Source organism: Micromonospora sp. GCM10011542 (genome assembly GCF_042650685.1).
In the GTDB taxonomy this organism is placed as follows: domain Bacteria; phylum Actinomycetota; class Actinomycetes; order Mycobacteriales; family Micromonosporaceae; genus Micromonospora.
In genome coordinates this window covers 46,713-72,433 of record NZ_JBHSBO010000059.1, presented here as the reverse complement: position 1 = coordinate 72,433, position 25,721 = coordinate 46,713, and the positions used below count along the sequence as shown (strand labels likewise).

22 protein-coding genes are annotated in these 25,721 nt (G+C 74.2%); 9 read left to right on the top strand and 13 right to left on the bottom strand.

Annotation, left to right across the window (positions count from 1 at the left end; all coding sequences use genetic code 11):
• Nucleotides 1-10: 10 nt before the first annotated feature.
• Nucleotides 11-1,411 carry a polyprenol phosphomannose-dependent alpha 1,6 mannosyltransferase MptB gene (mptB, locus tag ACFOW4_RS24930; protein ID WP_377532120.1) on the bottom strand — a complete coding sequence of 467 codons (1,401 nt, stop codon included), beginning with the start codon at nucleotides 1,409-1,411 and terminating at the stop codon, nucleotides 11-13.
• A gap of 44 nt (nucleotides 1,412-1,455) precedes the next feature.
• Between mptB and ACFOW4_RS24925 the strand changes: the two genes are divergently transcribed.
• Complete coding sequence (locus ACFOW4_RS24925) at nucleotides 1,456-3,126, top strand: hypothetical protein (RefSeq protein ID WP_377531899.1); 1,671 nt, start codon at nucleotides 1,456-1,458, stop codon at nucleotides 3,124-3,126.
• 59 nt (nucleotides 3,127-3,185) lie between these two features.
• On the opposite strand, the gene ACFOW4_RS24920 is transcribed toward ACFOW4_RS24925, so the two are convergent.
• Nucleotides 3,186-6,260, bottom strand: coding sequence for a bifunctional [glutamine synthetase] adenylyltransferase/[glutamine synthetase]-adenylyl-L-tyrosine phosphorylase (locus ACFOW4_RS24920; RefSeq protein ID WP_377531897.1), 3,075 nt, complete (start codon nucleotides 6,258-6,260; stop codon nucleotides 3,186-3,188).
• Nucleotides 6,257-7,027 (bottom strand): type 1 glutamine amidotransferase, encoded by a 771-nt coding sequence (locus tag ACFOW4_RS24915; protein WP_377531895.1) that lies wholly within the window; start codon nucleotides 7,025-7,027, stop codon nucleotides 6,257-6,259. The genes ACFOW4_RS24920 and ACFOW4_RS24915 overlap by 4 nt, the downstream gene beginning before the upstream one ends.
• A gap of 195 nt (nucleotides 7,028-7,222) precedes the next feature.
• Here ACFOW4_RS24915 and ACFOW4_RS24910 point away from each other — a divergent pair, with 195 nt between their 5' ends.
• A complete protein-coding gene (locus tag ACFOW4_RS24910; protein ID WP_377532118.1) occupies nucleotides 7,223-8,098 on the top strand; it encodes an LD-carboxypeptidase in 876 nt (291 codons plus the stop codon).
• 156 nt (nucleotides 8,099-8,254) lie between these two features.
• The gene (locus tag ACFOW4_RS24905; RefSeq protein ID WP_377531893.1) at nucleotides 8,255-8,719 is read left to right on the top strand and encodes a hypothetical protein; all 465 of its coding nucleotides are present in this window, start codon (nucleotides 8,255-8,257) and stop codon (nucleotides 8,717-8,719) included.
• 50 nt (nucleotides 8,720-8,769) lie between these two features.
• On the opposite strand, the gene ACFOW4_RS24900 is transcribed toward ACFOW4_RS24905, so the two are convergent.
• The 3 genes from ACFOW4_RS24900 to glnA all read right to left on the bottom strand — a co-directional run bounded on the left by ACFOW4_RS24900 (nucleotide 8,770) and on the right by glnA (nucleotide 14,030).
• Nucleotides 8,770-12,090 (bottom strand): NACHT domain-containing protein, encoded by a 3,321-nt coding sequence (locus ACFOW4_RS24900; RefSeq protein ID WP_377531891.1) that lies wholly within the window; start codon nucleotides 12,088-12,090, stop codon nucleotides 8,770-8,772.
• Between the two features lie 73 nt (nucleotides 12,091-12,163).
• Complete coding sequence (locus ACFOW4_RS24895; RefSeq protein WP_377531889.1) at nucleotides 12,164-12,589, bottom strand: DUF350 domain-containing protein; 426 nt, start codon at nucleotides 12,587-12,589, stop codon at nucleotides 12,164-12,166.
• 91 nt (nucleotides 12,590-12,680) lie between these two features.
• Nucleotides 12,681-14,030, bottom strand: coding sequence for a type I glutamate--ammonia ligase (gene glnA, locus ACFOW4_RS24890; protein WP_377532116.1), 1,350 nt, complete (start codon nucleotides 14,028-14,030; stop codon nucleotides 12,681-12,683).
• Between the two features lie 214 nt (nucleotides 14,031-14,244).
• Between glnA and ACFOW4_RS24885 the strand changes: the two genes are divergently transcribed.
• Both ACFOW4_RS24885 and panB read left to right on the top strand, forming a co-directional pair.
• Nucleotides 14,245-16,005, top strand: a complete 1,761-nt coding sequence (locus ACFOW4_RS24885) for an NAD+ synthase (protein ID WP_377531887.1) — start codon at nucleotides 14,245-14,247, stop codon at nucleotides 16,003-16,005.
• A 118-nt stretch (nucleotides 16,006-16,123) separates the two neighbouring features.
• Nucleotides 16,124-16,969, top strand: a complete 846-nt coding sequence (gene panB, locus ACFOW4_RS24880; RefSeq protein ID WP_377531884.1) for a 3-methyl-2-oxobutanoate hydroxymethyltransferase — start codon at nucleotides 16,124-16,126, stop codon at nucleotides 16,967-16,969.
• A gap of 70 nt (nucleotides 16,970-17,039) precedes the next feature.
• Here the strand turns inward: panB and npdG are convergent, their stop codons facing one another.
• From npdG to ACFOW4_RS24860, 4 genes are all read right to left on the bottom strand, one after another.
• Entirely contained in the window at nucleotides 17,040-17,738 is a 699-nt protein-coding gene (npdG, locus tag ACFOW4_RS24875) for an NADPH-dependent F420 reductase (protein ID WP_377531881.1), read from the bottom strand.
• A gap of 84 nt (nucleotides 17,739-17,822) precedes the next feature.
• Nucleotides 17,823-19,253: an RNB domain-containing ribonuclease gene (locus ACFOW4_RS24870; RefSeq protein ID WP_377531878.1), complete on the bottom strand. Its 1,431-nt coding sequence runs from the start codon at nucleotides 19,251-19,253 to the stop codon at nucleotides 17,823-17,825.
• Nucleotides 19,254-19,358: 105 nt separating this feature from the next.
• Nucleotides 19,359-20,246: a histone gene (locus tag ACFOW4_RS24865; protein ID WP_377531876.1), complete on the bottom strand. Its 888-nt coding sequence runs from the start codon at nucleotides 20,244-20,246 to the stop codon at nucleotides 19,359-19,361.
• 82 nt (nucleotides 20,247-20,328) lie between these two features.
• Nucleotides 20,329-20,532 carry a hypothetical protein gene (locus tag ACFOW4_RS24860; protein WP_377531873.1) on the bottom strand — a complete coding sequence of 68 codons (204 nt, stop codon included), beginning with the start codon at nucleotides 20,530-20,532 and terminating at the stop codon, nucleotides 20,329-20,331.
• 231 nt (nucleotides 20,533-20,763) lie between these two features.
• On the opposite strand from ACFOW4_RS24860, the gene ACFOW4_RS24855 reads away from it, so the two are divergent.
• On the top strand, nucleotides 20,764-21,984 hold the full coding sequence (locus ACFOW4_RS24855; protein WP_377531870.1) for a M48 family metalloprotease: 1,221 nt from the start codon (nucleotides 20,764-20,766) through the stop codon (nucleotides 21,982-21,984).
• 56 nt (nucleotides 21,985-22,040) lie between these two features.
• Nucleotides 22,041-22,544, top strand: coding sequence for an NUDIX domain-containing protein (locus ACFOW4_RS24850; RefSeq protein WP_377531867.1), 504 nt, complete (start codon nucleotides 22,041-22,043; stop codon nucleotides 22,542-22,544).
• A 25-nt stretch (nucleotides 22,545-22,569) separates the two neighbouring features.
• Here ACFOW4_RS24850 and ACFOW4_RS24845 read toward each other — a convergent pair whose 3' ends face one another.
• The gene (locus tag ACFOW4_RS24845) at nucleotides 22,570-23,442 is read right to left on the bottom strand and encodes a GyrI-like domain-containing protein (protein WP_377531864.1); all 873 of its coding nucleotides are present in this window, start codon (nucleotides 23,440-23,442) and stop codon (nucleotides 22,570-22,572) included.
• A 146-nt stretch (nucleotides 23,443-23,588) separates the two neighbouring features.
• Complete coding sequence (locus ACFOW4_RS24840; protein ID WP_377531861.1) at nucleotides 23,589-23,954, bottom strand: ArsR/SmtB family transcription factor; 366 nt, start codon at nucleotides 23,952-23,954, stop codon at nucleotides 23,589-23,591.
• Nucleotides 23,955-24,068: 114 nt separating this feature from the next.
• Here ACFOW4_RS24840 and ACFOW4_RS24835 point away from each other — a divergent pair, with 114 nt between their 5' ends.
• Complete coding sequence (locus tag ACFOW4_RS24835; RefSeq protein ID WP_377531859.1) at nucleotides 24,069-24,524, top strand: ArsI/CadI family heavy metal resistance metalloenzyme; 456 nt, start codon at nucleotides 24,069-24,071, stop codon at nucleotides 24,522-24,524.
• A 53-nt stretch (nucleotides 24,525-24,577) separates the two neighbouring features.
• Here the strand turns inward: ACFOW4_RS24835 and ACFOW4_RS24830 are convergent, their stop codons facing one another.
• Complete coding sequence (locus tag ACFOW4_RS24830) at nucleotides 24,578-25,063, bottom strand: FBP domain-containing protein (RefSeq protein ID WP_377531856.1); 486 nt, start codon at nucleotides 25,061-25,063, stop codon at nucleotides 24,578-24,580.
• Nucleotides 25,064-25,123: 60 nt separating this feature from the next.
• Here ACFOW4_RS24830 and ACFOW4_RS24825 point away from each other — a divergent pair, with 60 nt between their 5' ends.
• Nucleotides 25,124-25,696, top strand: coding sequence for a TetR/AcrR family transcriptional regulator (locus ACFOW4_RS24825; protein ID WP_377531854.1), 573 nt, complete (start codon nucleotides 25,124-25,126; stop codon nucleotides 25,694-25,696).
• Nucleotides 25,697-25,721: the final 25 nt, after the last annotated feature.

Sequence of the window (25,721 nt, the reverse complement as noted above, 5' to 3'; positions counted from 1 at the left end):
GCACCTTCCCTCAGTCGGCGGCGACCGGCTTCCGGGCCGCCCGAGCCGACCGTACCAACCGCACGATCAGCACGATCAGCAACAGCGTCATCAGCGGCGCCCCGACCGTCTTGGTGTACTTGGCCAGCCCGGTGCCGTCCGGTAGCACCAGGAACGACGAGACCAGGGCGACCACGGTGAACCAGCCGGTCCGCCGGGCGGTCGCCGCCAGCACGGCCAGCGGCCAGATCCAGTACCAGGGGTGGAACAGCGGGGCGAGGGCGACCGTGGCGGCGAGCGCCAGCCCGGCGTGCCAGAGCGGGTCCCGGGTCCGGGCCCGCCACCAGAGCCAGACCAGCAGCAGCGCGAGCACGGCCATGCCGATGCCCCGGGTGACCGGCAGCGCGTCGACGTGCCCGCCGAACGGCAGCGCCAGGTAGCCGATCGTCTGCGCGATAGCCGTGGTCGGCGAGGTCCAGGCGATCACCAGGCCGCCCTGCTCCAGCCCGCTGATCCAGCCGAAGTTCAGCCCAGCGGCGAAGGTCACCGCCACGGTCACGCCGACCGCGCCGCCGACCACCCAGCCGCCGTGGCGGAGCAGGGCCCGGATCGAGAAACCGCCGACGATCGCGGCGAGCGCGGCGAACGGCACCACGACCAGCGCGGTGACCTTGAACGACGCGGCCAGACCGAGCAGCACACCCCCGGCCAGCAGCGGGCCGGGACGGCCCGGCGCGGACGCCACCACGGCCAGGCCGGCGACGAGCAGGCCGACCATCAGCGCGTCGTTGTGCGCCCCGGAGGCCAGGTGCACGGCGACCAGCGGGCAGGCAAGCGTCAGCCAGACCGCCCGCGCGGCGGGTACGCCGGCGCGGCGGGCCAGCACCGGCAGGCAGGCCGCGGTGAGCGCCACCCCGGCCACCGCCGTCAACCGGAACAGCACGACGGCCCCGGTCAGCGAGCCGGTGGCCTTGACCACGGCGCCGGAGAGCACCACGAACAGCGGCCCGTACGGCGCCGGGGTGTCCCGCCAGATGTAGGAGATGGTGTCCAGCCACGGGCAGGGCAGCGTGGAGACGCCCTGCTCGTACGGGTTGATCCCGGCGGCGTAGCTGGCGCCCTGGCAGGCGTACGCGTAGACGTCCCGGCTGCCCAGCGGCGGCGCCAGCAGCAGCGGCAGCAGCCACAGGCCGACGGTGACCAGCGCCCACCGGGTGGACGGCACCCTGTCGCGCAGCGTCCACCAGGCGCCGGCCAGCAGCGTGGTGCCGACCAGCCAGGCGGCGAGCACCAGCGGCCCGTGGGGGCCCTGCCAGATGCTGACCGGGGTGGGCCGCAGGGGCGAGCCGGGCATGGCGCCACCGAGGAAGGCGGCGACGGCGAGCAGCACGGAACCCGCCAGTCCGGACCAGCGCGCGAGGTGGTGAGGCACGTCGGACATGCTGCCAGTACGGTGGTCGCGGTACGGAGGTGGGCATGCGGCGCAGTCGGGTGGTGGCGATGGCCGCCGGTTCCGCCGCCGTGCTCGGCGCCGTCTGGCTGGCCCTGCCGCTGATGGGGTCGGACCTCGCGGCGCAGGTGGCCCGGGCGGACTTCTTCGCCGCCCACGGGCCCACCCCGGTGGACCTGCGCTGGTACGCCGGCGTGCAGCAGTTCGGCTACAGCCTGGTGTCCCAGCCGGTGATGGCGCTGCTCGGTGTGCGGGTGACCGGGGCGTTGGCCCTGGTGGCGGCGGCCACCGCGCTGGCCGCGCTGCTGGTCCGCACCGGGATGCCGCGACCGCTGCTCGGCAGCCTGGTCGGGGTGGTCACCATCGCCGGCAATCTGGTCTCCGGCCGGGTCACCTACGGCCTCGGCGTTGCGTTCGGGCTGGCCGCGTTGCTCGCCCTCACCCTCGGGCCGACCGGTCCGCCCTCCGCGGCCGAGAGCCCGGACGCCCGGCCGGCCGGGCGGCGCGGCCCGGTCCCGGGCGCGGCGACGCGTCTCGGGCTCGCCGCCGCCGGCGCGCTGCTGGCCTCGGCGACCAGCCCGGTGGCCGGCCTCTTCGTCGGCCTGGCCGGCGCCGCGCTGCTGCTCACCCGCCGGTACGCCGACGGCCTGGCGCTCGGCGTCGCGGCGGCCGTCCCGCTGGGCGCGACGGCGCTGTTCTTCGGCGACGGCGGTTGGATGAACATCAGCCGCACCGACACGCTGCGCGCGGCGCTGACCAGCCTGCTGGTGGCCGCGCTGGTGGCGTACCGGCCGGTGCGGGTGGGCGCGCTGCTGTCCGCTGCCGGGGTGGTGGCCGCCGCGCTGGTGCACACCCCGGTGGGGCTGAACGCGACCCGGCTGGTGGTGATGTTCGCGCTGCCGGTGCTGGCCGCCGCCGCCCGCCCACCGGCCTGGCTGTCGGCCCGGCTGGGCCGCCGCGCGAGGCCGGACGGCGGCGCGGCGACGGGGTCCCGACGGGGTCGGGTGCTGGCCGGCGTCGGGCTGGCCGCGCTGCTGGTGGGGGTCTGCGCCTGGCAGCCGCCGGTGGTCCCCGCCGACCTGCGCAGCATCGGCGACCCGACCAGCTCACCCGGCTACCACGCGCCGCTGCGGTCGTTCCTGGCCGGGCAGCGGCTCACTGGTCGGGTGGAGGTGCCGCCGACCCGCAACTACTGGGAGGCGGCCCGCCTCGGCGAGGTGCCGCTGGCCCGGGGCTGGCTGCGGCAGGCCGACATCGACCGCAACCCGCTGTTCTTCACCACCGTGCCCGGTGCGGCCGGCACCGGCGTACCGCTGACCGCGGCCAGCTACCGCAACTGGCTGGCGGAGAACGCGGTGCAGTACGTGGCGGTGCCGGACGCCCCGCTGTCCTGGGTGGGGCGGGCGGAGGCGGAGCTGGTCGAGGGTGGGCTGCCCTACCTCACCCCGGTCTGGTCCGGCCCGCACTGGCGGGTGTGGGCGGTCGCCGACCCGACGCCGCTCGTCGGTGCCCCCGCCGAGCTGGTCCGCGCCGACGGCGCGTCGGTGACCTTCCGCAGCCCGACCGCCGCGACCGTGGCGGTCCGCATCCGGCACAGCCGCTGGCTCTCCGCCTCGGGCGGCGCCACGGTCACCGCCGCGGGCGACTGGATCACGGTCACCGTCCCCCGACCGGGCGAGTACACCGTCGGCAGCTGACGCCCGTCGGTTAGGAAGGGCCCCTTCCTAACCGACGGGCGTTAAGAAGGGGCCCTTCCTTACGCTTCCAACACCCGTTGCATGGCCGCCCGGGAGCGGCGGCCGGTGCGCAGGTACTCGTCGAGGAACTCCCCCGGATCGTCGCGGCCGAGCAGCCGGGCCACACCCGCCAGCTCCACGCCGTGCCGGGGCAACTGGTCGCCGGCCCGCCCCCGGACCAGCATCAGCGCGTTGCGGACCTGCGCGGCCAGGGACCAGCCGGCGGCCATCTCGGCGGCGTCCGCCGGGTCGACCAGGCCGGCCTCCCGGGCGGCCGCGAGGGCGTCGAGGGTACGCGTGCCGCGCAGCGCCGGAACCGCGCCGGCGTGCCGGAGCTGGAGCAACTGCACCGCCCACTCCACGTCGGCCAGCCCGCCCCGGCCCAGCTTGGTGTGGGTGGCCGGGTCGGCGCCCCGGGGCAGCCGCTCGTTCTCCACCCGGGCCTTGATCCGGCGGATCTCGACGATCTGCTCGCGGGTCAGCCCCCCGTCGGGGTAACGCACCGGGTCGACCATCGCGTCGAACTCGGCGCCCAGGTCGGCGTCCCCGCAGACGAACCGGGCACGCAGCAGGGCCTGCGCCTCCCACACCCGCGACCAGCGGGCGTAGTACTGCGCGTAGGCGGCGAGGCTGCGCACCAGCGGGCCCTGCCGGCCCTCCGGGCGCAGGTCGGCGTCGACGCCGAGGGGCGGATCGGGAGCCGGCATGCCGAGCAGCCGGCGCAGTTCCTCGGCGATCGCGTGCGCCGCCGTGGCGGCGGCGTCGCCCGTCCCGGCCGGAGCGTCGTAGACGAAGAGGACGTCGGCGTCGGAGAGGTAGTTCGACTCGTACCCGCCGAGCCGGCCCATCCCGATCACAGCGAACCGCAGCCCGGGCGGCCCGGGGTGGGTGGCCCGCGCGGCGTGCAGCGCGGCGGCCAGGGTGGCGTCGGCGACGTCGGCGAGCGCGGTGCCGACCGCGGTGACGTCGGACAGGCCGGGGATCCGCCGCCCCTCGCCGTCGGGCCGGGTGGGGGTGGGCGCGAGGGAACCGGCCCGGCAGAGCACGTCGGCGCAGGCCACCCGGACCAGCTCCCGGCGGCGCAGCGCGCGTACCGCCCGGGTCGCCTCGACCGGGTCGTCGTGGCGGGCCGCCGCCGCCAGGAATCCCTCCCGCAACACCTCGCGGGGGCGCGGGACCAGCTCGTTCTCCTCGGCCAGCAGCCGCAGCGCCTCCGGGTCACGGGCCAGCAGGTCGGCCGCGTACCGGGAGGAGGAGAGCACCCGGGCCAGCCGCCGGGCCACCGGCCCACCGTCGCGCAGCAGCCGCAGGTACCAAGGGGTGCTGCCCAGCTTGTCGGAGACCTGCCGGTAGTTGAGCAGCCCCCGGTCCGGCTCCGGCGCGTCGGCGAACTCGCTGAGCAGCACCGGCAGCAGGGTGCGCTGGATGGCGGCGGTGCGGCTCACCCCGCCGGTGAGGGCCTGGAGGTGACGCAGCGCCCCGGCCGGGTCGGCGAAGCCGAGGATCTCCAGACGGTGCCGGGCCGCCTCCGGCGTCAGCCGCAGCCCGTCGGCCGGCACCCGGGCCACCGACTCCAGCAGCGGCCGGTAGAGCAGCTTGGCGTGCAGACGGCGTACCTCGGTGGCGTGGGTGACCCACTCGGCCCGGAAGCTCTCCACGGCGCTGCGGCCCGGCGTGGCCGTGTAGTCCAGCGCGGCGGCGAGCCAGCGCAGCGCGGCCGGCTCGGTCGGCACGGTGTGGGTGCGGCGCAGGCCCTGCAACTGGAGCCGGTGCTCGACGCCGCGCAGGAAGCGGTAGCCGCGCAGCAGCGCCTCGCCGTCGGCGCGGCCCACGTAGCCGCCGGCGACCAGGGCGCGCAGCGCCGGGATGGTGCCGGGCACCCGCAGCGACTCGTCGACGCGACCGTGCACCAGTTGCAGCAGCTGCACCGCGAACTCGATGTCGCGCAGCCCGCCCGGACCGCGCTTGATCTCGCGCTCCAGCTCCCGGGGCGGGATGTTGTCGATGATCCGCCGGCGCATGGCGCGGACGTCCTCGACCGCCTCGGGTCGTTCGGCGGCCCGCCAGACCAGCGGGGCGAGCTGGTCGATCCACTCCCGGGCCAGCGGCAGGTCGCCGGCGGCCGGACGGGCCTTGAGCAGCGCCTGAAACTCCCAGGTGCGCGCCCACCGCCGGTAGTAGGCCAGGTGGCTGGCGAGGGTCCGGACCAGCGGGCCCCGGCTGCCCTCCGGGCGCAGCGCGGCGTCGACCGGCCAGGCGACCAGCCCACAGACGTGGATCAGCCGGGTGGCCACGGCGGTGGCCGCGGGAAGGTCGTCGTCCTCGGCCGCCACGAAGATCACGTCCACGTCCGAGACGTAGTTGAGCTCGTCACCGCCGGACTTGCCCATCGCCACCACGGCCAGCCGGGGTCGGGCGGTGCCCTCCGGCAGCTCACCGACGGCGATCTCGTACGCCGCGTCCAGCGTCGCGTCGGCCAGCGCGGAGAGCGCGGCCATGGTCTGCTCCAGGCCGCGCCCGCCGGTCAGGTCGGCCGCCGCGATCCGCAGCAGTGCCAGCCGGTACGCCGCGCGCAGCACCGCGACCGGGTTACCGTCGCCGGCCGGCTCCAGCCGTCCCTCGGCGGGCGGAGCGAGCCCGTCCGGGGCGGTGCGCAACGCCGACCAGTGCGACGGGTGGGCCACCAGGTGGTCGCCGAGCGCCGACGAGGCGCCGAGCACCGCGACCAGCCGCCGGCGCAGCCCGGGATCGGCGTGCAGCGCGTCGAGCAACGCCGAGCCGACACCGGCGGTGTCCTGGGCCTGCGGGCCGGGCCTGGCCTGGACTCCCGGGGCCGGCGTGCCGTGGCCGTTGCCCCGGCGTTCGGCCTCGACGATGCGGTGCAGCTGGCGCAGCGCCAGGTCGGGGTCGGCGGCCCGGGACAGCGCGGCGAGCAGCTCACCGGCCCGCTCGTCGACCGGCTCCTGCTCGTCCGGCCGCCACAGGCGAAGCCCGTCCGGGCCGAGCAGGTCGGCGGCGCGGGCCCCGCCGTCGCCGTCGGCGGTGCCGAAGCCGTACCGGGCCAACCGGCCCGGAGCCCTGGTCGGCCTGCTCATCCGTGCCCGAGCAGCGGCAGGTCACGGCGTACGGCGCTGTCGTCCAGCTCGCCCAGCGCCAGCGCGGCGAACCGGGCGGCGAACGGCTGCCAGACCTCCTCGACGTCGACCATCACCGAGTCGCAGGCGGCGACCACCAGCTCCGGGTCGTTGCCCAGCTCGGCGAGCTGCGTCGAGTCGGCGGCCCACTCGGCGATCATGGCGGTGTCGCACTCGATGTGGAACTGCAACCCCCAGGCCCGGTCGCCCAGGCGGAACGCCTGGTGCGGGTAGCGGGTGGAGGCGGCCAGCAGGGTGGCGCCCCGGGGCAGCTCGGTGATCTCGTCGGAGTGCCACTGGAGCACGTCCGGGATCAACGGCACGTACCGGAACAGCGGGTCGTACCCGGCGGCGTCGCGCCGGCCGACCACCGCGGGGCCGATCTCCGGCCCGGACGGGCTCCGCTCGACCAGCCCGGCGTGCGCGCTGGCGAGCAGTTGCGCGCCCAGGCAGATGGCCAGGGTGGGCACCCGGTGGCGGACCGCCTTGCGCAGCAGCCCCTCCAGGGCCGGGAACCAGGGCGCACCGGGCGAGCCGTCCGGCAGCGGGTACGCCTGCTGCTCGCCGCCGAGCACCACCAGCGCCGCGTACCCCTCCAGGTCGGCGGGGAGTTCGTCGCCGGCGTGCGGCCGGACCACCCACAGTTCCAGACCGGCCTCGGTCAGCCACTCGCCGAGTCGGCGCAGGTCGTCGGTCGGGTCGTTCTCGATCACCAGCGCGGTTGCCACACGTCGAGGCTAGCGGGTCGCTCCCCGAGCGCCGAACGCAAGGAAGGGCCCCTTGTTAACGCCTCCGGTAGAGCAGGGGCCCCCGGTTAACGCCGTTCGGCGGACGGCACCCAAGGGTCGGTAGGGTCGTTGATCGTGATCACCCATGACTCCACCGCCGTCCGTCCGCCCGTGCTGCGCCCCGGTGACACGGTGATGCTGGTGTCGCCGTCCGGGCCGACCTCTCCGGAGCGGGTGGCCCGCGGGGTGGAACTGCTCACCGGGTGGGGCCTGCGCCCGGTGCCGGCGCCGCACGCGTACGCCCGGCAGGGTTACCTGGCCGGCGCGGACGAACTGCGCGCCGCGGACCTGAACGCGGCGTTCGCCGACCCGCAGGTACGCGGCGTGATCTGCACCCGCGGCGGCTACGGCGCCCAGCGGGTGGTCGACGCGATCGACATGGACGCGGTACGCCGCGACCCGAAGGTGGTGGCCGGCTTCTCCGACATCACCGCGTTGCAGTTCGCGCTCTGGCGGGGCGCCCGGCTGGCCGGCGTGCACGGCCCGGGCGCCGCCTGGCGGGACGAACGCACCCCCCTGCGCTCGGCCGAGTCGCTGCACGCCGCGCTGATGACCACCGAGCCGGTGACGGTCACCGCCGTGCCCGAGGAGGACACCTTCGCGGTACGCGTCGCGGGCCGGGCCACCGGGCCGCTGCTCGGCGGCAACCTGTGCCTGATCGCCGCGTCGGCCGGCACACCGGACCTGCCCGACCTCACCGGGGCGGTGCTGCTGATCGAGGACGTGCAGGAGCCGCCGTACAAGGTCGACCGGATGCTCACCCAGCTCCGCCGGGCCGGCGCGCTGGACCGCCTGGCCGGGGTGGCGGTGGGCCAGTTCACCGACTGCGCCGACGGCTGGGACACCACCATCGTCGACGTGCTCACCGAGCGCCTCGGCGACCTCGGCGTACCGGTGCTGGGCGGTCTGCCGATCGGGCACGGCCCCGGCCAGCTCACCGTCCCGGTCGGCACCGAGGCCACCCTCGACACCGACACCGGCACCCTCACCGTGGCGCCGGCGGTCCGCTGACCCGATCCGCACCACCCGGCCGCGCCGATGCACCCGGTTCGTCCGGACCGCCGACGCAAATTGCCAGCCGGCGGACAGGTTCCGCACGGCTTTCCCCCAGCCCGGCTGGTCACCGTCGGTGACGACAACCAGCACCCAGCAGTTGGAGGAGACAGCATGTCCCGCACGATCAGGAAGAAGCACCTGCTCGCCGGCCTGGCGACCGCCGGCGTCCTCGGCGTGGGCATCGCGGCCCCGACGATGGCCTTCGCCGCCGACAGCGCCACGCCGACGCCGAGCGCCAGCAGCACCGCCAACGGCCAGGGCTCCGCGAAGGCCGACCGGCAGGGCGAGTTCGCCGAGGCGCTCGCCAAGGAACTGGGCGTCCCCACCGACAAGGTGACCGCCGCGCTGGAGAAGGTCCGCGAGCAGCGGAAGGCCGACCGACCGCAGCGTCCGTCCGCCGCCGATCGTCAGGCCGCGCTCAAGGAGCGGCTGGACCAGGCCGTCAAGGACGGCAAGCTCACCCAGGAGCAGGCCGACGCCATCACCAGGGCCGTCGAGGCCGGCGTCTTCCCGGGACCGGGCGGCCACGGTGGTCGCGGCGGCCACGGCCCGGCCGGGGGTACGACCGGCAGGTGACCTCCGGCGGCCCCGCCCACCAGGGCGGGGCCGCCGGCGGTCCGATGCCGTCACTCGGCCACGGGGCCACCCTCGGCAGGCAGGTCGACCGGATGCAGTACCAGCGGGCGCAGCCGTCGCGTGAGGTCCGGCCGTCGCGCGCCGTAGCGACGGTCGAACCGGGCAAACTCGGATGCCCAGATCTGTGGCGCCGCCAGGTGCAGGTCGTGCAGGCGGAGCACCACCTCCGCGGCTGCCTCGTCCAGCCAGTCCTCAGCCAGCACCTGCGCGTCGTAGAGGAGGTCGAGCGCCTCGGCGAGCCGCACGTCGGCCGCGTCGCCGTTGCCCAGGACCCGGCGCACGCAGCGCAGCAGGGCGGCGGACACCTCCCGGTCCTCCAGCAGGTCGATGTAGCAGGCGAGCATCGCCGCGACGACCACGTCGGCGGATGCCTCTGTATCCGCCGCGATCCGGTCGAGCAGGAGCCGGAGGAACGCGGCCCGGTCCCAGTCGGGAATCAGACCCTTCAGCTCGTTCAGCAGTCGCACACAGCGGAGGTAGACGGTCGTCCGCTCCTGCTGTGTCGCCGGACGCAACGGCAGGAGCCAGGCGTCGACCAGCGCGTGAGCCGCCGAAGGGACGATGGCGTCCCCCACGTGGTGGAAGGCGGCGAGCGCCGTCGCCAGCCTGTCGAACATCGGCTCCAGGGCGTGTACGACGACGGCGGTGTCGGAGTCACAGGTCAGGTGGGCGGTGCGTCGCAGTCTGGCGAACATCTCACGCGGCAGCCCGTGGGCCGCCCCGGCCGGCGACGGCAGCCCGAGGGACCACAGCACGTCCATGCGGGGCGGTGCCGCGAGCCTGTCGTCCCACCAGATCCGCACGTCCCGGTCCGCGCCGGCACCGAGGCGTTCCAGCGCCAGCAGGTCGCCGAGGCTGTCCCATTCCTCGGAGTCGAGCTGGGACCGCCACAGCCCCACCTGCGCGCGCCACTCGTCGACCGGGTCGACGGCCTCCGGAAAGAGCGTGCGCCCGGTCACCGAACCGCCGCCGGCCAGGGTGAGGAGCAGCAGGTTGGCGCCGTAGACGGCGCACAGCGCGGTTGTCCGCAGCCGACGTGGGCGGTAGCCGTCGAACCGCCGCGCCGCCGCGGCGTACGGGAGGGCCCGGAACAGCCGCAGCAGCAGGTCCCGCCACGCGGCCCGGTGCGCCGCGTCCTGCCCGGCCAGCCGCTCGCGGAGGAAGGCGAGCACGGTGCTCCGGGTGCTCAACGCCGCGTACGACAGCAGGGCGGGCAGGTCGTCGTCGACCGGCCCGCCACCCCAGGACACACTCGCGGCGCCGTCCCGCGCGACCAGATCGTCGACGATCTGCACGGTGAACCGGGAGACCAGGTACTCGCCGAAGGTGGCGTGCAGGAACTCGTACGTCTCGCGGTGGCGCTCGTCCAGGGCTGCCCGGGACCGGTGGATGAAGAAGAACCGTCCCAGCACCACCTCCGCCGCCGCCAGCGGAGCCCGAAGCCCGGCACGCTCGCCGGCCGGCACACGAGTCAACGGCAGCGCCGCGAGGTCGGCTTCGAGTTCGGCGGTGGTGACCCACTGGGCGCGCCGGTTGAACATGGCGAAGGCGACCACGGCCAGCCGGCGCAGCTCCTCCTCGACCGCCTCGTCCACCTCCCGGTCGGGCAGGCCGTCGCGCTGCTTGACCACCTCCCGACGGGCGAAGCGGCGCAGCAACCGCTCGTAGAGCTCCCCCCGGCGCAGCTCCCCGGCCAGGCGCAGATCGTTGCCCTCCCCGTTGTAGAGCGCGAGCATCAACAGCAGCAACGGCTGCTCCGCCAGCTCACGGTGCGAGAGCACGGCCGCCCGGTCCAGCGGACGCACGCCCAGCGCCCGGAAGGCCGCGGCGTTGACCCGGTTCCAGGTCTCGATCCAGATCCCTACCCGCGCCTCGTCGAGCGGCTCCAGCCGGACCGCGATGGTGTCGGGGGGCGGCTGGGCGCGGTCGGCCACGCTGGTGCGGCTGGTCACCAGCACCGCCACCGGTCGGCCGTGGTCGGCCTCTCGACGCTGGAACGCCGCCACCCGTCGCAGATAGTCGGTCTGGCTGACGCCGGTCGCCTGGAGCAGCTCGTCGAACCCGTCGAGCAGGACCACCGGGAGAGCGTCGCCCGCCGAGCGGGCCAGCGCCGGCCAGTCGAGCCGTTCCCCGGTGTCGTTGCGGATCGCCTGCTCGATCTGGTCCTGGAGGTCGCCGGCCGCGTGGACGTCGCGCAGCACCACCCGGACCACGAGGAAGTCGGCCGGCGGCAGTTGAGCGGCGACCACGCGGGTCAGCACGGACTTGCCGGAACCCGGCTGCCCGAGCACCACCAGCGGGGCCCGGGTCGCGCCCGGCGAGGTGAGGTGGACGACCAGGGACTGCCACAGGTCGTCGCGGACCGGCTGGTCGTCCCACCAGCGCTCGTCGCTGGGCCGCGCGTCGGGGCCCAGCTCGGCGATCCGGCACAGGGGCGGCAGGTACGCCTCGCCCAGCGTCGGCACGGTGAGCCCGGCCGGCACGTCACCGGAGGAGATGATCGGTCGGCGCAGCTCGGCGGCGTACGCGGTGCCGAGCGCGGCCCGCCGCTCGTCGGGGACGCGGCCGGTGGAGAGGTCGGCCAGGGCCCGACGCAGGTCGGCGAGCCCGACCGACAGCCGACGGGCCTCCTCCCGGGTCGCCTCGTGCTCGTGCTGGCCGAGCCAGAACGACACCTCGGGGAAGTCGACGGCCAGCCGGGTCAGCAGGTCGCTGTGTCGGTCGGTCGCGGCAGCCGGCAGGTTGGCCAGCACCCGCCGCGTGTCCCGCCACTGTGTGCGGTCGAGCGCCTCGCCCACGGCCAGACCGTCCAGGAAGAGGAGGAAGGCCGCGACGAGGCCCTCGTAGTAGCCGGTGAGCGCCGACCGCAGGGCGGAGTGGGGCAGGTGCGGGCCGGGGAGCGGGGCGGCGGTGGCGAACAGCGCGGCGGCGAACCCGTCCGCGGGTCGAACCCCGGCCAAGCCCAGTTGCTCCGACCGGCGCAGCTTCAGGTCGCGCACGTCGAACGGCAGGTCCAACTCGCCGAGCACCTCGAAGAAGGCGGTCGCCGCGAGCACGGCGTGCGCCGCCTCCAGCCGCTGTGTCCGCCCGTAACGGGACAGCCCGGAGCGCCTCTCGGACATGCCCCGCACCAGCTCGTGGCCGAGGCGGACGAACTCCGCCTTCGCGTCGATGACGCCGAGCAACGCGGGCACCGGCACCGCGGCGGCCAGCAGCACCGCGCCGGTCAGCCGGTCGAACCAGTCGACGAGCTGGCTCTTCCCGCCCCCCAGCAGGCGTACCGCGTCGGCGTAGCTGAGCGTGTCCGACACCCCGCGCTCCTCCTCTGGCCCGGCGGCCCCCCACCATGCCCGACACATTGCGGCTGGGGTACGACGACCGCGCTCAGGCGATGCAGGCGCAGACGATCAGTGCCGCGCCGAAGTGGCTGGCGGCGCTGACCCGGGCAGCCGGATGCGGCTCGTCGGAGCAGATGATCTCGCCCAGGTTGCCCGGGGTGAGCAGGTCGAGCACGAAGAAGGCGAGCGCCATGATGGCCAGCCCGACCAGCCCGAAGACGACGGTGGAGGCGAGCCCCTTGCCGAAGTCGCTGTAGCTGGTGAGGATCGCGGTGAAGACGATCCCGGCGATGCCGAGCTGGTTCGCGGCGAGCAGCAGCGCCGCGTTCCCGTTACGGCGTACCCAGATCAGCTCCCGCAGCCGCCCGGGGGTGAGCAGGTCGACCAGCACGAAGCCCGCCGCCATCAGCCCCACGCCGACGACGCCGAACACGACGCTCTGCCACGCCCCGCTGAGCAGATCCTCCAGCACCGACTGCCTCCCGACCTCCTGCGCGCGGCGAGGGTGCCGGCGCGGTGATCGAGACGATAGCGGCAGCGGTCAACGGCGTCAGCCCGCGCGGCTACAGCGACAGGTAGCGCTGCCGCTCGTACGGGGTGACCTCGCGGCGGTACTGCTCCCACTCGGCCCGCTTGTTGCGCAGGAAGAAGTCGAAGACGTGCTCACCGAGCACCTCGGCGACCAGCTCGGAGCCCGCCATCACGTCGATCGCCTCGGACAGGTTCTCCGGCAGCGGCTCGTACCCCATGGCCCGGCGCTCGGCGCTGGTCAGCGACCAGACGTCGTCCTCGGCGCCCGGCGGCAGCTCGTAGCCCTCCTCGATGCCCTTCATGCCAGCGCCGAGCAGCACCGCGAAGGCCAGGTAGGGGTTGGCCGCCGAGTCCGGCGAGCGGACCTCGATCCGGGCCGAGTTCGGCTTGCCGTACGCCGGCACCCGGACCAGCGCGGACCGGTTGAGGTGACCCCAGCAGACGTACGCGGGGCTCTCGGTGACCCGGTCCGGCAGCGCCTGCGGAAAGAGCCGCTTGTACGAGTTGACCCACTGGTTGGTGACCGCCGTGTACTCGCGGGCGTGCACCAGCAGCCCGGCGATGAACGCCCGGGCGACCTTGGAGAGCTTCATCGGGTCGCCGCTGTCGTGGAAGGCGTTGCGCTCCCCCTCGAACAGCGACAGGTGGGTGTGCATGCCGCTGCCCGGCTGGTCGGTGAAGGGCTTCGGCATGAAGGTGGCCTGCACACCGTGGGAGAGCGCCACCTCCTTGACCACGTGCCGGAAAGTCATGATGTTGTCGGCGGTGGTGAGCGCGTCGGCGTAGCGCAGGTCGATCTCCTGCTGGCCGGGGGCCACCTCATGGTGGCTGAACTCCACCGAGATGCCGATCCGCTCCAGGGCGAGCACCGCCTGCCGGCGGAAGTCCCGGGCCACCGCGTGGGTGGTGTGCTCGAAGTAGCCGCCGCTGTCCACCGGAACCGGCACCGAGCCGTCCATCGGGCCGTTCTCCAGCAGGAAGAACTCGATCTCCGGGTGGGTGTAGAAGGTGAAGCCCTTCTCGGCGGCCTTGGAGAGCGCGCGGCGCAGCACGTGCCGCGGGTCGGCCCAGGAGGGGCCGCCGTCGGGCAGCAGGATGTCGCAGAACATCCGGGCGCTCTCGCCGCTGACCCCGCCCTCGAACGGGAACACCTGGAAGGTGGTCGGGTCGGGCATGGCCACCATGTCGGATTCGAAGACCCGGGCGAAGCCCTCGATCGCCGAGCCGTCGAAGCCGATGCCCTCCTCGAAGGCCGCCTCCAGCTCGGCGGGCGCCACGGACACGCTCTTGAGCGTCCCCAGGACGTCGGTGAACCACAGCCGGACGAACCGGATGTCCCGCTCTTCCAGCGTACGGAGGACGAACTCCTGCTGACGGTCCACTTCCACCCCTCGCACCACAGATCTCCACCGTCAGGCCGGGTCGGCCCCGCCTGACCGACCAGTTTGCACCGGCCCGGTTACGCCGACGTTACGCGACCGGCCGGCCGTCGTCCTGCCCGCCCACGGCGGCCCTGCGGCAGCTCTTCGCGGGGCCGGGGCGCCGTCTCGCGCCGGCGACCGTATCGGCACCGGTGGGCTGGGGCAAGATGAGGACATGCCCACCCTGCGTCTCGCGCTGTCCCAGGTCAACCCGAGCGTCGGCGACCTCGCCGGCAACGCCGACCTGGTGCGCGGCTGGACCCGCCGGGCCGCCGACGCGGGCGCCCAGCTGGTGCTCTTTCCGGAGATGATGCTGACCGGGTACCCGGTCGAGGACCTGGTCTTCCGCCGGTCCTTCGTGGCCGCGTCCCAGGCCGCCCTCGAGCGGCTCGCCGCCGACCTCGCGGCGGACGGCCTCGGGGAGCTGCCGGTGGTGGTCGGCTACCTGGACGCCGACGGGCCGCCGCAGGTCAGCGGCGACGCCGAGCCGGGCCGGGGGGCCCGCAACGCCGCCGCGCTGCTGCACCGGGGCGAGGTGGCCGCCCGCTACTTCAAGCACCACCTGCCCAACTACGGGGTCTTCGACGAGGACCGTTACTTCGTTCCCGGGGACATGCTGACCGTGGTGCGCCTCGGTGGGGTGGACGTCGCGCTGACCATCTGCGAGGACCTGTGGCAGGCCGGCGGCCCGTTCGCCGCAGCCCGCCAGGCCGGGGTCGGCCTGGTGGTCAACATCAACGGCTCGCCGTACGAGCTGAACAAGGACGACATCCGGCTGCCGCTGGTCCGCCGCCGGGCCGCCGAGGCGGGGGCGGCCATCGCGTACGTCAACATGGTCGGCGGCCAGGACGAGCTGGTCTTCGAGGGCGACTCGATGATTGTGACCGCCGACGGCGAGCTGCTCACCCGGGCGCCGCAGTTCGTCGAGCACCTGCTGGTGCACGACGTCGACCTGCCGGCCGCCGACGACGGGGTGGCCGCGCAGCACGTCACCGCCGACGGGATGCGGGTGGTCCGCGGCGCACTGGAGGCCGTGCCGCCCGCGCCGTCCGGCCCGGCGGTCACCGGCGGGCTGATCGAGCCGGTCGCCGACGAGGCCGAGGTGTGGCAGGCGCTGGTGCTGGGCCTGCGCGACTACGTCAACAAGAACCGGTTCCCGTCGGTGGTGCTCGGCCTCTCCGGTGGCATCGACTCGGCGGTGGTGGCGGCGCTGGCCGTCGACGCGCTGGGCTCCGACCGGGTGGTCGGGGTGTCGCTGCCCAGCCAGCACTCCTCCGAGCACTCCCGGTCCGACGCCGCCGACCTGGCCAAGCGCACCGGGCTGGACTACCGGATCGAGCCGATCCAGCCGATGGTGGACGGCTTCCTGGCCAACCTGTCGCTGTCCGGTGTGGCGGTGGAGAACCTCCAGGCGCGGGTACGCGGAGTCATCCTGATGGCGCTGTCGAACCAGGAGGGTCACCTGGTGCTGACCACCGGCAACAAGAGCGAGCTGGCGGTCGGCTACTCCACCCTGTACGGCGACTCGGTGGGCGGCTTCAACCCCGTCAAGGACGTCTGGAAGACGCTGATCTGGCGGCTGGCGAAGTGGCGTAACGCCGACGCGGCCCGCCGCGGCGAGACGCCCCCGATCCCGGAGAGCTCGATCGGCAAGCCGCCCAGCGCCGAACTGAGCCCCGGCCAGCTCGACAGCGACTCCCTGCCCGACTACGACGTGCTCGACCCGATCCTGATCGGCTACGTCGACGGCGACCTGGGCCGCGACGGGCTGGTCGAGTCCGGCCACGACCCGGCGGTGGTGGACAAGGTGCTCCGGCTGGTGGATACCGCCGAGTACAAGCGCCGCCAGTCGGCGCCGGGCACGAAGATCTCGATGAAGGCGTTCGGCCGGGACCGGCGGCTGCCAATCACCAACCGCTGGCGCGAGAACGGCTGATCCGGCACCGGCGACAGTGACATCCTGCACTGTGCTCTGCCGCGAGCGGGTCGTGCGGTGCGACGATCGCGGCAGAACCCGGGGACCGCGCAGGCGGCCTCGAGGAAGGGAGACAGTGATGGTGGAGTCCACTCCGACCGAGGTGACCGCCCTCTACGGCGGCCCGGCCACCCGGCGGGTCCGCACCCGCGACCTGATCGCCGCCAAGGAACGCGGCGAGCGGTGGCCGATGCTCACCTCGTACGACCAGTACACCGCCGGGATCTTCGACCGGGCCGGCGTACCGGTGCTGCTGGTCGGCGACTCGGCGGCGAACAACGTCTTCGGCTACGAGACCACCCTGCCGGTCACCGCCGAGGAGCTGCTGCCGCTGGTGCGGGCCGTGGTCCGGGCGACCCGGCAGGCGCTGATCGTCGGCGACCTGCCCTTCGGCTCGTACGAGGAGGGCCCGACCCAGGCGCTGCGCACCGCCGTCCGGTTCATGAAGGAGGGCGGCTGCCACGCGGTCAAGCTGGAGGGTGGGCGGCGCTGCGCCGCGCAGATCGCCGCGATCGTCGGCGCCGGCATCCCGGTGATGGCGCACATCGGCTTCACCCCGCAGAGCGAGCACACCCTCGGCGGCTACCGGGTGCAGGGCCGCGGCGACGCGGCCGACGAGGTCATCGCCGACGCCCGTGCGGTGGCCGAGGCGGGCGCGTTCGCGGTGGTGCTGGAGATGGTGCCCGGCGAGGTGGCCAAGCGGATCACCGCCGAGCTGCCGATCCCGACGGTGGGCATCGGAGCCGGCCCGGACACCGACGCCCAGGTGCTGGTCTGGCAGGACATGGCCGGCCTGCGCACCGGAAAGGCGCCGCGCTTCGTGAAGCGGTACGCGGACCTGGCCGGCGCCCTCACCGACGCCACCCGCCGCTTCGCCGACGAGGTACGCGGCGGCGAGTTCCCCAGCGCCGAACACACCTTCTGATCAGAGTCACGGCGGCGGGGCCGCCGGCCGACGCGGGACACCCCTCGCCGGCCGGCGCTCGCCGCCGGGATCAGACGTCGGTGACGCGGATGCCGGCGTGCGCCTTGTAGCGCTTGTTGATGGCGATCAGGTTGGCGGTGAGCGCCTCGATCTGGTGGGCGTTGCGCAGCCGCCCGGCGTAGATGCCGCGCATCCCGGGGATCCGCGCGGCCAGGGCGCCGACGACGTCGACCACCTCCCGGTCCTCGGTGCAGATGAGCACGTCCAGGTCGATCCGGTCGATCTCCGGGTCGGCGAGCAGCGGTGCGCTGACGTGGTTGAACGCGGCGCAGACCCGGGAGTCCGGCAGCAGACCGGCGGCCTGTTGCACGGCGCTGCCCTCGGCGACCGTCAGCGGGTACGGGCCCTGCTTGTCGAAGCCCAGCGGGTTGACACAGTCGACGACGATCTTCCCGGCGAGCGGCTCGGCGAGAGCGGCGACGATGGCCGCGTGCCCGTCCCACGGCACGGCGATGATCACCACGTCGCTGCGCCGGGCCACCTCCTCGTTGGCCGCGCCGGTGACGCTGGCGTCGGCCGGGATTCCCGGCAGCGCGGCGATCTCGGCGGCGGACTCGGCGGCCCGCTCGGCGGACCGGGAGCCGATCAGGACGGTCTGCCCGGCGCGGGCGAACCGGTAGGCGAGCCCTCGGCCCTGGTCTCCGGTGCCGCCGATGATGCCGACCGTCAGCCCGGACACGTCGGGCAGCGTGCTCGCGTCGTATGCCATGGGCTCATCCTCGCAAACCGCCCCGGCCGTCAGCAGCGCGAGGCGCTGTGACAAAGCCCGCGGCCGCCAGCCGGCGTACGCCGTTCAGGCCAGCTCGAACAGGATCGTGCGGGCGACCGGGTCGGCGGTGACCAGGCGGACCCGGACCCGTTCGCCGAGCGGCAGTTGGCCGAGGCAGCGGGCGCGGACCGGCGGGGCGTCCAGCGCGACCGTCCCGCCGGGTGGGCGGGGGCGGGACCTGCCGTTCGGCGGGGCGTCCACGTCGAGCACCGCCGCGTCGAAGGTCTCCCCCACCCGGTGCTCGAGCAGCACCGCCTCGGTCAGCTCGACCGCGCCGCGGCTGGCCGCCGAGGCCGTCCGGTCGGTGGCGGCCATCACCTCGGGCAGCCGGGGCAGCGCGGCGCGGGCCCAGTCGGGCACCGGCCGGTCCGCGTGCAGAGCCAGGCAGACCTCGGTGGCGTACCGGTCGGCCAGGCGCCGCAACGGCGCCGTGACGTGGGCGTACGCGGCCGCGACCCCGCCGTGCTCCGGCTGCTCCGGTGCGGCGCCGTCGAACGCGGTGTACGCGGCGCCGCGCATCAGCTCGGCCGCCTGGTCGATGAACGCGGCGGCCCGGGGGTGCGCGGCGTCCAACCCGGCGATCACCTCGCCCGGGCCGGCGCCGTCCGGCCAGCGCACGCCCAGCGGGGCGGCGGCGGCGCGCAGCCGCTGCACCGCGTCCGGCTTCGGGGCGGGCATGGTGCGCAGCAGACCCACCCGCCCGGTCAGCATGATGTCGGCGGCGGCCATCCCGGTGAGCAGCGAGATCTGCGCGTTGTGCTCCTCCATCGGCACCGGCCCGCGCAGTACCAGCCGCCAGCCGTCGCCGTCGGGCTCCACGTCCTGCTCGGGCAGGGGCAGGTTGATGGCGCCGCGGCGCAGGCCCCGGGCGGTCAGCAGGTCGCCGATCTCGGGCAGCAGCGCGATCGGCTCGGGCAGTCGCCCGGCGTCGGCCGCCGCCTGGACCCCGGTGTAGTCGAGTTTGGCCCGGCTGCGGACCAGGGCGCGCTCCAGCTCGACGGCGGCGGTGGCCCCGTCGGCGTCGAGGTCGATGGTCCAGACCACGGCGGCCCGGTCGACGTCGGGCAGCAGGCTGGCCGCGCCCTCGCTGAGCGTCACCGGGTGCAGTGGCACGTTGCCGTCGGGCAGGTAGACGGTCTGCCCGCGCCGCCAGGTCTCCTCCTCCAGCGCGCCGCCGGGCCGCACGTGCGCGGCGACGTCGGCGATCGCGTACCGCACCCGGTAGCCCCCGCTCGGACGGCGGCTGAGGTGCATCGCCTGGTCCAGGTCGCGGGAGGTGACCGGGTCGAGCGTGACGAACGGGACGTCGGTGCGGTCGGCGGCGGGGCGCGGCGATGCGGCGGCCGCCTCGTCGGCCTCCCGCTGCGCCGCGGGCGGGAACTGGTCGGGCAGGCCGAGCTCGCGGCGCAGCGCGCCGAAGTCGATGCGGGGCGCGAGTACGCGTCGGATGACCACGGGTCAATCCTGACAGCGCCGCCGGTGATCCGCTTCCCGTGACCGGTCGGAGCGCTCAGACCCGGCGCGTCGCACCGCCGTACGTCCGGCCGAGGCGCTCCCCGGTCAGTCCGTGGCCTTGCGCGCGCCGGTCCGGGTGCCGCGTGGGGCGGTGGCCCGGGCGGCGGCCGGCCGGGCCGGCGACTTGCGCGCGGTGACCTTGCGGGCCGGGGCCTTCACGACGACGGTCTTGTTCGCCGGGGCCTTCTTCGCCGCCGTGCGGGTGGCGGTCGACGAGGCGCCGGTGGCCTTGGCCGCCGGGGCCTTCTTCGCCGGAGCCTTCTTCGCCGGAGCCTTGCGGGCCCCGCCGCTAGGCCCGGTGGTCGCGGTCTTCCTGGCAGCGGTCTTCTTCGCGGCGGTCTTCTTCGCGGCGGTCTTCGTCGCCGTCGTCTTCTTCGCAGCGGTCTGCTTCGCGGCCGATGCCTTGGTGGCGGCCTTCTTCGCCGGTGCCGTGGCCGCCGCGGTGGTCCGCTTCGCCGCCGTGGTCGTGGTCCGCTTCGCCGCACTCACCGTCTTCTTCGCGGCGCCGGTGGTCTTCTTCGTCGCGGCGGTGGCCTTCTTCGCGGCGCCGGTGGTCTTCTTCGTCGCGGCGGTGGTCTTCTTCGTCGCGGCGGTGGGCGCCTTCTTCGCGGCGGCGGCGCCCTGGCGCGTTGTCGAGGTGGCCTTGCGGGTGGCGGTGGACGTCTTCGCCGGGGCCTTCTTCGCCGTGGTGGACGCCTTCGTGGCGGCCTTCTTGGCGGGGGCCTTGGCCGCGGCGGTGGTCTTCTGCGCCGGGGCACGCCCCGCCCCGCCGGACGCCTTGCGGGCGGGAGCCTTCGCCGCCTTCACGCCCGAGGCGGACTTGCGCGCGGGCGTGGTCCGGCTCGCGGCCGTGTTCCGCTCCGCTGCGGCGGTCTTCTTCGCGGTGGTACGTCGGGCGGCCGGGCGGGCGGTGGCCTGCTGTGCTTCGGCCATCTCGGTTCCCTCCTTGGGGACGTGCTCTCGGGTGCCTCCGCGCGGAGCACGGAGTACCTCGGCACGGGCCGTCCCGCGCCGTCTACCTGTCCTCCCCGGCCCAGCGAGCATCCTCCGCGTCCCACGCCTCGTTGCGCTCCTGCACCCGTTGCAGGGCGTTCTCCGCGTCGGCTGCCGAGTCGTACGGGCCGAGGACGTGCTTCGCCGGGCACACGTCGGCGTCGGTCTCGACCCGGTGGTGTCGGGTGCACCAGTAGTACTGCCCACCACGTCCGCTGTCGCTCATGGGATCACTGTGCACCGCGAACAGGTCGGCCGCCACCGGATCAGGCAAGTCACCGACCCTCTCCACAGTAGATCCGCTGCCGCCGTACGGGGCCGGAACTGCGAAAACGACCGGCGGCGGGGCGTCGGCTGAACGGCCGGTTCCGGTACGTCCCGATGTTGGGCAGGATCAGGCCCCATGATCGAAACGGTCGCCGGCACGGGGACGTGTCCGGAGTGTCAGGCCACGACGGTGTCCGTTCGCGACGCGACACCGTGGTGCCCGCGGTGCGAGTGGAACCTGGACGCGTACGACCCGGCGCGGCGCCGGCGCGAGTTCGGCTGGACCTGGGTCGACCGGTGGACGTACCGGTTGGCGTACCGGGTGACCAGGCGGCAGTTCGCCCGGCTGGTCGGACGGCCGCTGGGCGCGACCGGGTCGGGCGCCGCAGCGGCGCTGACCGCGGTGGCGTCGCTGCTGCTGGTCGGTGGCGTGCTCGCGCTCGCGGTGACCGGCGTGTGGCTGGTCGTGGCGTTCCCTTTCCCCAACCTCGCGATCGTGCCGGGTGTGGCGATGGTCGGCCTGGCCGTCGCGCTGCGACCTCGGTTCGGCCGGCTCGACCCGGAGCTGGAGGTGCTCTCCCGGGACCGGGCACCCGAGCTGTTCGCGCTGATCGACGAGGTGGCCAAGGCAGTCGGGGCGCCGGTGCCGCACGTGGTAGGCGTCGACGGCGACATCAACGCGTACGCCGGAGCGGTCGGGTTGCGCCGACGGCGCGTGCTCGGCCTCGGGCTGCCACTGTGGGGTTCGCTCACCGCCGGCGAGCGGGTGGCGTTGCTCGGGCACGAACTCGGTCACTTCGTCAACGGCGACCCGCGGCGTGGCCTGCTCACCCAACCCGCGTTCACCATGCTCGGCTCGGCCGCGGACCTGTTCCGGCCGGTACGGACCACCGTCGGCGGCGGGCTGGTGGAGATGGTGGGGGACGCATTGGGCCGAGCGGTGCAGTGGGTGCTGTCCCGGGTGCTGTTCGTCGCCCACCTGCTGCTGATCAGCGTCGCGCTACGGGACATCCAGCGCGCGGAGTACCTGGCCGACGAGCTGGCGGCACGCGCCGCCGGCACGGCTGCCGCAACCGACGTGCTCGACGCCCTGCTCGTCGGCGAATCACTCGCCCTGGTGGTCCGCCAGGGCGCGCGGGCGGGAGACGGCCCGGACCGCTGGCGGGCCGCGCTGGAGCGGTCCCGCGCGGCGAGCGCCGCGCGGCTGCCGCTGCTGCGCCAACTGTCGGTCCGGGACGACGCGTCGTTGTTCGCCAGCCACCCGCCGGCCGGCATGCGTCGCCGGATGCTCGCCGACCGCCCGTGGCAGGAGCCGAAGGTGGTCGTCAGTCCCGCCCGGCTGGAGCGGATGGACGCCGAGCTGCACCGCGAGTACGAACGCTTCCGTCGTACCGCAAGCTGGTCGGCCTGACCGCAGCGCGTCGCGGTGGCCGCGGGGCGTCCCCGGTCGCGGTCTACGATCGCCCGATGGCGGTACCGGACTACATCGCGCGGATGCGCAAGCACGTCGGTCACGACCTGCTCTGGCTGCCCAGTGTCAGCGCCGTGGTTCACAACGCGGCCGGCGAGCTGCTGCTCGGTCAGCGCTCCGACGACGGGCGGTGGTCGGTGATCAGCGGCTTCGTCGAGCCGGGCGAGCAGCCGGCCACCGCGCTGGTCCGCGAGGTAGCCGAGGAGACCGGCCTGGAGGTCGAGCCGGTACGGCTGTCCAGTGCCGTCTCGCACCCGCACACCTACCCCAACGGCGACCACTGCGAGTACCTCAACCTCGGCTTCGTCTGCCGGCTGCTCGGCGGCACCGCACGGGTCAACGACGACGAGTCGCTGGCCGTGCGGTGGTTCCCGATGGACCGGCTGCCCGAGTTGGACGCGCACGCGCGACTGGTCATCGCGCACGCCCTGAGTGACGAGCCGTCGGCGTGGTACCTGCCGGCGGGCACCACCTGGGACGACGTACCCGCGTCGAGCTGAGCCGCACCGTGCGCGACGCGGCACCCTAGCCGGAGGTGGGGATCCGTTCGACCGGGATCCACAGCTCCGCGTCCGCCTCGGTGCCGTCCGCCGAGAGCCGGGTCCGGGAGATCTCCGGGCCGGGCCGGCTGCGGTACGGGTTGGACGGGAACCACTGGGTGAACACGTCTCGCCAGAGGTGCTGCACGGCCTGCGGGAACGCGCCCGAGGTCGTGAAGACCGCCCAGGTCCCGGCGGGCACGGTGAGCGCGTCCAGGTCCTCCGGTGGCTCCACGCCGGTGACCACGCCGTGCCAGTAGTCCAACTCTGTGCCCTCGGCGCGGCTGCCGGCCAGGTTGTCGCTGACGTTGACGATCCCGGCCGGCTCCTGGTCGGAGAGGGCCTCGATCCGCGCGACGGTCTCCGGGTCGATGCCCCGGATGAAGGCGACGATCGCCGGGTTCATCCCCTCGTGCACCAGCGGGACCCGCGCCTTGCGCCCCACCAGCCGGAACGCGTCCTTGCGGACGATCCGGTACTTCATGCTGCCACTCCCTTCGACGGTCAGTCGGAAGGACATCCGGGGCTGGGCGCGCAGCGTGGCACCGGTACGCCGGGCCTCGCCGGGTGCCACGCCGTGCATCGCGTGGAACGCCCGGGCGAACGCCTCGGCCGAGCCGTAGCCGTAGCGCACCGCGATGTCGAGCAACGTCCGCTCTCCCGCCAGCACCTCGGCGCCGGCGACGGTGAGCCGCCGGCGTCGGATGTACTCGGACAGCGGGATGCCGGCCAGCGCGGAGAACAGCCGTCGGAAGTGGTACTCCGACGTCACCGCGATCCGCGCCAGCTCGGCCACCTCGATCCGCTGGTCGAGGCGCCCTTCGATGTGCGCCATCGCGTCGTTGAGCCGTTCCAGCACCCGGGTCTCCTTCCCCTTCTGACCTGCCACGCTAGGTGGGCGGGCAGGGGGCGGACCCGACATCCGGTGCCCGGTCCGGTCGGGTGGGTGCCCGGTGCGACGGTCCCCGGTGGACCGACCGACCGATGGTCACGCCGGGGTGCCACTCAGGCGCTGGCGGGCGCGGCGGGCAGGTCCAGCAGCGCGCCGAGCTGACGCATCGCCTGCGGCCTGACCTGGTACCAGACCCAGGTGCCGCGACGCTCGGAGTCGACCAGGCCGGCCTCGCGCAACACCTTGAGGTGGTGGGAGATGGTCGGCCCGGACAGGTCGAAGGCCGGGGTCAGGTCGCACACGCACATCTCGGGCAGCGAGGCGATCATCGACAGCAACCGCAGCCGGACCGGGTCGCCGAGGGCCTTGAACATCGGCGCGACCACCGCCGCCTGGTCGGCGTCCAGCGGCCGCACCGCCAGCGGGGCGCAGCAGGCGACCGCGCGCAGGTCCACCACCGGAAGGGTCTGTTTTGGCACCCGCCTATCTTGACATCTGTCAAAACAGGGTGCAACAGTGGGGTTGCTTCGACAACGGTCTAAGCAGGCGGTGTCGCCCCGCTCCGCCGAAGCGCACCCACCAGGAGGTTCCCCATGTCCCGAGTGCAGCTCGCCCTGCGCGTGTCCGACCTGGAAGGCTCTGTCGCCTTCTACGCCAAGCTGTTCGGCGTGGAGCCGGCGAAGCGCCGCCCCGGCTACGCCAACTTCGCCATCGAGAACCCGCCGCTGAAGCTCGTCCTGCTCGAAGGCGAGCCGGCCCAGCCCACCGTGCTGGACCACCTGGGCGTCGAGGTGTCCAGCACCGACGAGGTCGGCGCCGCCACCCGACGGCTCACCGATGCCGGCCTGGTCACCCTCGAGGAGACCGACACCGAGTGCTGCTACGCCCTGCAGGACAAGGTCTGGGTGCACGGCCCCGGCAAGGAGCCCTGGGAGGTCTACACCGTCAAGGCCGACTCGGGGCAGCTCGAGAAGGCCACCGAGAGCGCCTGCTGCACAGCCGCCGACCAGGAGCCGGCCACCAGCGGATCCGCGTCGAACTGCTGCTGAGGGGCCGATGGGCGCGCCGGCAACGGCTGGCCGGCGCGCTCAGGTCCAACCCGTCAGCAGGCGACCCTGGCGAGAAAAGCGGCGAGACTGGCCGTGGTCCGCTCGATCTTCTCGTCGAGCGTAAGGGACTCGTCGAGGCGGCGCCCGGCGTCCTTCCTGCCGCGCAGGTACAGCGAGCAGGCCAGGTCGGTGCAGATGTAGACGCCCACCGAGTTGCCCTGCCGTCCTTCGCGCCCGGCCTTGCGGGCGGTCATCAGCGAGACCCCGTCGCCGGTGTGCGTGGTCAGGCACAACGAGCACATGCTGCGCCGGACCCGCCCGGTCTTCGGCGCCACCCGGAGCGCGACCCCGGTCGGCCCGGCGCCGGAATCGGCGACCACGTACGCCCGTTCCGGCGCGGAGGGGTCGTGCCACCCGAGGAAGTCGAGGTCGCCCCATGGTCGTTCGGCCAGGTCCTTGGGCATGGACAGGCGCTGCGCCTCGCCCTTGGTGCAGTTGATGAAAGAGGTGCGGATGGTGCGCTCGGAGAGGGGCATCATAGGCACTAGACTAATACCCCTAGGCTATTGCCTCGGAACTCAATTTTCGGGAGCGTGACGATGGCGCGTGCGGGCCTGACCGCCGAACGCCTGACCCTGGCCGCGGCGGAGATGGCCGACGAGGTCGGCCTGGAGAACGTGACCGTCGCGGCGCTCGCGCGCCGTTTCGGCGTCAAGGACGCGAGCCTGTACTTCCACCTCAGGAACGCCCACGACCTGCGGGTCAGGGTGGCGCTACTGGCTCTGGCGGAACTCGCCGACCGGGTCGCCGAGGCGCTGGCGGGCCGCGCGGGCAAGGACGCGCTGGTCGCCTTCGCCCACGCCTACCGCGACTACGCGAAGCAGCATCCGGGCCGGTACGCCGCGATGCAGATCGACCTCGACCCGGAGACGGCGGCCGCGAGCGCGGGCCCGCGGCACGCCGAGATGACCCGGGCCATCCTGCGCGGCTACCGACTGTCGGAGCCCGACCAGACCGACGCGGTACGCATGATGCACAGCACGTTCCACGGGTACGTGAGCCTGGAGCGGACCGGCGGGTTCCGCCACCACCCGCGTACGGCGGACGCCTCGTGGTCCAGGTCCCTGGACGCTCTCGACGCGCTCCTCAGGAACTGGCCCGCCGCGGAATGACGGCGAGGCCGCAGCCCTGGTGGCC

What these genes read in the sequence shown, in the direction of transcription:
- ACFOW4_RS24925 (WP_377531899.1), top strand. Translation starts at nt 1,456, where the DNA reads ATGCGGCGCAGTCGGGTGGTGGCGATGGCCGCCGGTTCCGCCGCCGTG.
- ACFOW4_RS24920 (WP_377531897.1), bottom strand. Translation starts at nt 6,260, where the DNA reads ATGAGCAGGCCGACCAGGGCTCCGGGCCGGTTGGCCCGGTACGGCTTC.
- ACFOW4_RS24910 (WP_377532118.1), top strand. Translation starts at nt 7,223, where the DNA reads ATGCTGGTGTCGCCGTCCGGGCCGACCTCTCCGGAGCGGGTGGCCCGC.
- ACFOW4_RS24905 (WP_377531893.1), top strand. Translation starts at nt 8,255, where the DNA reads ATGTCCCGCACGATCAGGAAGAAGCACCTGCTCGCCGGCCTGGCGACC.
- ACFOW4_RS24885 (WP_377531887.1), top strand. Translation starts at nt 14,245, where the DNA reads ATGCCCACCCTGCGTCTCGCGCTGTCCCAGGTCAACCCGAGCGTCGGC.
- panB (WP_377531884.1), top strand. Translation starts at nt 16,124, where the DNA reads ATGGTGGAGTCCACTCCGACCGAGGTGACCGCCCTCTACGGCGGCCCG.
- npdG (WP_377531881.1), bottom strand. Translation starts at nt 17,738, where the DNA reads ATGGCATACGACGCGAGCACGCTGCCCGACGTGTCCGGGCTGACGGTC.
- ACFOW4_RS24865 (WP_377531876.1), bottom strand. Translation starts at nt 20,246, where the DNA reads ATGGCCGAAGCACAGCAGGCCACCGCCCGCCCGGCCGCCCGACGTACC.
- ACFOW4_RS24860 (WP_377531873.1), bottom strand. Translation starts at nt 20,532, where the DNA reads ATGAGCGACAGCGGACGTGGTGGGCAGTACTACTGGTGCACCCGACAC.
- ACFOW4_RS24850 (WP_377531867.1), top strand. Translation starts at nt 22,041, where the DNA reads ATGGCGGTACCGGACTACATCGCGCGGATGCGCAAGCACGTCGGTCAC.
- ACFOW4_RS24835 (WP_377531859.1), top strand. Translation starts at nt 24,069, where the DNA reads ATGTCCCGAGTGCAGCTCGCCCTGCGCGTGTCCGACCTGGAAGGCTCT.
- ACFOW4_RS24830 (WP_377531856.1), bottom strand. Translation starts at nt 25,063, where the DNA reads ATGATGCCCCTCTCCGAGCGCACCATCCGCACCTCTTTCATCAACTGC.
- ACFOW4_RS24825 (WP_377531854.1), top strand. Translation starts at nt 25,124, where the DNA reads ATGGCGCGTGCGGGCCTGACCGCCGAACGCCTGACCCTGGCCGCGGCG.